The organism is Nocardia tenerifensis NBRC 101015, assembly GCF_000308715.1.
Lineage (GTDB): Bacteria > Actinomycetota > Actinomycetes > Mycobacteriales > Mycobacteriaceae > Nocardia > Nocardia tenerifensis.
The window spans coordinates 1-3620 of sequence record NZ_BAGH01000491.1 but is presented as its reverse complement, the minus strand read 5'-3'; the positions used below and the strand labels follow the sequence as shown (position 1 = coordinate 3620).

The 3620-nt window shown below is 70.0% G+C and carries 4 protein-coding genes; 2 read left to right on the top strand and 2 right to left on the bottom strand.

Annotation, left to right across the window (positions count from 1 at the left end; genetic code table 11):
- Nucleotides 1-402, top strand: a 402-nt coding sequence (locus ON39_RS34355; protein WP_040740471.1) for a hypothetical protein, incomplete at its 5' end; no start/stop codon positions are given.
- 123 nt (nucleotides 403-525) lie between these two features.
- Nucleotides 526-2154, top strand: coding sequence for an outer membrane protein assembly factor BamB family protein (locus ON39_RS34350; protein WP_211336450.1), 1629 nt, complete (start codon nucleotides 526-528; stop codon nucleotides 2152-2154).
- A 10-nt stretch (nucleotides 2155-2164) separates the two neighbouring features.
- Here ON39_RS34350 and pqqB read toward each other — a convergent pair whose 3' ends face one another.
- Both pqqB and ON39_RS34340 read right to left on the bottom strand, forming a co-directional pair.
- Nucleotides 2165-3067 carry a pyrroloquinoline quinone biosynthesis protein PqqB gene (gene pqqB / locus ON39_RS34345; RefSeq protein ID WP_040740470.1) on the bottom strand — a complete coding sequence of 301 codons (903 nt, stop codon included), beginning with the start codon at nucleotides 3065-3067 and terminating at the stop codon, nucleotides 2165-2167.
- The coding region (locus ON39_RS34340) for an SPASM domain-containing protein (RefSeq protein WP_040740469.1) at nucleotides 3058-3620 on the bottom strand (563 nt) is incomplete at its 5' end. The genes pqqB and ON39_RS34340, both read right to left, overlap by 10 nt.

Here is a 3620-nt window from a genome sequence, read left to right as displayed (position 1 = left end):
GAGGCTTGCGGCACGGAGTCGATCAACCTGTATCGCGCTCTCGCGCAGGAGAATCCGGCCGACGACGAGCTCGCCTTCCGGATCTCCTGGGCCCAGATCGTGCTCGCGGAGGGCCTCTGGGCCAAACCGGAACTGCACGCCAAGGCCGCCGCTCTGGCGGTGAGCGCCACCGACGACCTGCGCCCGCTCACCGCCCGCGCACCGTCGTACCGGCCGAGGCTGGCCGAGTGGCTGGTGTGGCCGACGGTCGAATTCCTCGTCGCCACCGGTCAGCAGCCGCGCGCGGTTCCGTTGGCCGCCGAGGCGGTGGACCTCTACACCGCGCTCGATCAGCTCGACCATGCGACCTACGGCGAGAAGCTGGCCGGCGCGCAACGGCGATTGGCCGAGTTGCAGTCCTAGCCACGGGCCGATATCGCAGGCGGCACGCGGTGCGTTGTGCCGCGATTCCGGCTCGGGGACTGTAACGTGCGTCACTATCGGTGAGTTCATAGCCAAGTCATATCGTCGGGCCGAGGAGCGACCGTGCAGACCGGATCTATCGTCACGGCCCTGGGGCGGGCCGGGGGCGGCGTCGCGTACCTGCGCGCAGTCGTGTTGGCTGTCGCGGCGCTGCTGCTGGTGCCCGCCGCCGGTTCGGGTCAGCCCGTCGTCGCGAGGAGCGACTGGCCGATGTGGCAGTTCGACTCCCCGGGGTCGCGGTACAACGCGAACGAGACGATACTGACGCCGGCGAACGTGGGCGCGCTGAAGTTGAAGTGGGCCTTCGCGTTTCCCGGCGCCATCGCGCAGTCCAGTCAGCCCGCGGTGGTGAACGGCACGCTCTACTCGGGTGGGCGCGATGGCAAGATGTACGCGCTCGACGCCGAAACCGGTGCCACCCGATGGGTATTCGACACCGGAACGGCGCTCGAACACCTCCCGGGCTACGGACTGCGCGACGGCCCCGCGGTGGTCGGCGGCGTCGTCTACTTCGGTGACAACGCGGCCAATCTCTGGGCGGTCGACGCCGCGACGGGCACGCAGCGCTGGCACACCAGGCTCGACGACCACCCGCTCTCGATCATCACCAGCTCGCCACTGGTATTCGAAAACCATGTCTACATAGGAACTTCGAGTCAGGAGGAGGCCGGCGGCGCCGCGGATCCGCTGTACCCGTGCTGCACCTTCCGCGGCAGCGTCGTCTCGGTGGACGCGACGACCGGTGCGGTGCAGTGGCGGTACTCCGTCCTCGCGGAGCCGACGACGCGCACGGGCCCGCCGGGGCCGACCTTCAGCCCCAGCGGCGGGGCGATCTGGTCCTCGCCCACCATCGACCCGGCGACGCGCACGCTGTATTACACCTCGGGCAATCCCTACACCGGCACGCCCGACGACGCCGAGTCCATCGGCGCGATCGACATCGACACCGGCCGGCGCCGCTGGGTCAACTCGCTCACGCCCGACGACACCTGGAACGTGCGCTGCATCATCCCACCGGCCGGTGGCGCCTGCCCGATTCCGGGGCGCGACTTCGACTTCGGCGCGCACGCGAACATCTTCGAGATCGGCGGCCGCAAGGTCGTCGGCGCGGGGCAGAAGACCGGCATCTACCATCTGCTCGACGCCGCCACCGGGGCGGTGATCTGGCAGACGCAGCTGTCGGTGCCGACCTCGCCGCTGCCCATCGAGGGCGCGGAGTCGCTGGCCGGAATCCAGTGGGGTGCGAGCTACGACGGGCGGTGGCTGTACGTGGCGACCTACGGCGCGAACCCGGGCACCTTGTTCGCGCTGGATCCCGCTACGGGACAGGTGCTTTGGCGGACGCCGAATCCGCCCGACGGCTGCCTGATCGACGTGCCGCCGGTGCCGATGGATCCGTTCTGCCAGGAGTCCATGCCCAACGCCGTCTCCTCCTCGCCGGGCCTGGTCTACGAGGGCAGCATGGACGGCAAGATGCGCGTGTTCTCGGCCGAGACCGGGGCGATCCTGTGGGAGTACAACACGGCGAAGGTGCACTTCCACACGGTGAACGGCGTGCCGGGGCTGGGCGGCGGCCTCAATGGCAATGGCGCGGTCGTCGCGAACGGCATGCTGTACACGAACTCCGGGTACGGACACCCGATCACGACCGGCATGCCGGGGAATGTGCTGCTGGCCTTCGGTTTACCGTGAGGACCGTCTGTCACACGTCGAATTCGGTTCCGTCGTCCAGGATTTCGACGCCTGCCCGACGGACCAGTGTGGTCTCGGGTGCGGACGGATCGAGCAGCGGGTTGGTGTTGTTGAGGTGCGTGTAGATTCGGCGCGGTCGCCGATGGCGGGCGAGGGCGGCTAGTGACCCGCCCGATCCCGATATCGGCAGGTGGCCCATCAGCGCTTGCCCAGCTCGGCTCGATGCGCCGACCGCCGTGCCGAACTCGTCGGCGCTGAAGAACGTGCCGTCCACCAGGGCGCAGGTGGCCGACGCCAGCAGGTCGTCCAGCGTGGCCGACCAACCGCTCAGGCATGGGGCGTACACCAGCACGCCGCCGGTGGCGACGTCCTCGACGCGTAAGGCCGTCACCCAGGGCGCGTCGGTCGACGCCTCCGTGACGAACTTCGGAGCCTTGACGCCGACCGGGCAGGCCCGGACGCGGAGACCGCCCGCCAACTCGAAACCGCTTGGTGCGGAGGTGCTGTCGCGCCATGCGATCGGCGCGTAGCGGTCGAGCAGGCCGCGCAGCGGCAGGTCCGTCGTGAGCGCGTCTCTCACCGGGGGAGCGGCGTAGACGGTCAGCTCGGCGGCGCCGCGCAGGATGGTCAGGCCGAGCGTGTGATCGATCTCGGCGTCGGTGAGCAGCACGCCGCGCACGGGAGTGTCGCGTGGCCCGGGGCCGGGCCGCAGCGCCGGCGTGGCGAGCAGTTGGGTGCGGATGTCCGGAGAAGCGTTGAGCAGCCACCAGTCTCGGGAATCGCCGCTGACGGCGACGCAGTCCTGACCGCGTGACCGCAGCAGGCCGCGGTGGGCGGCGTGGCACAGGGCGCAGGCGCAGTTCCACTGGGGGAAGCCGCCGCCCGCCGCCGTGCCGAGCAGAATCACTCGCATGACGCGGTGTGCTCGCGCATCACGAAGTCCCGCACCGGATCTCCGAGTAGCACGGCGTCCACTCGCGGGCGGTGCGGAGAGAACCCGCAGACCGGGTCGGTGGCCGCGGCGTCGCCGGTGAGCTGGAACGCCTGGCACCGGCAGCCGCCGAAGTCGGTGAAGCGCTCGGGGCAGGAGCGGCACGGTTCGGGCATCCAGTCGGTGCCGCGAAAGGCGTTGAAGGCCTTCGATTCATACCAGATCTCGGCCAGCGGACGCCGCAGCACGTTCTCGACCGGGAGGGTGGTGATGGCCGAGGCGGCCGGGCAGGGCAGCACGTTGCCCTCCGGGGTGACCGTCAGTTGCAGTCTGCCCCAACCGTCCATGCACGGCTTCGGCCGTTCGGCGAAGTAGTCCGCCGTTACGTAGACCAGTTCGGGGCCGCCCGCGTACTTCGTCTCGGCGCGGGCAACGGCCTGCTGCGCGACGGTGAGTTGGGCGACCGTCGGCAGCAGTGCGGCCCGGTTGCGCAGCCCCCAGCCGTAGTACTGGGTGTTCGCCAGTTCGACCCGGT

Bases quoted from the DNA above. Each gene is read 5' to 3' on its own strand.
- pqqB (WP_040740470.1), bottom strand. From the start codon at position 3,067: ATGCGAGTGATTCTGCTCGGCACGGCGGCGGGCGGCGGCTTCCCCCAG.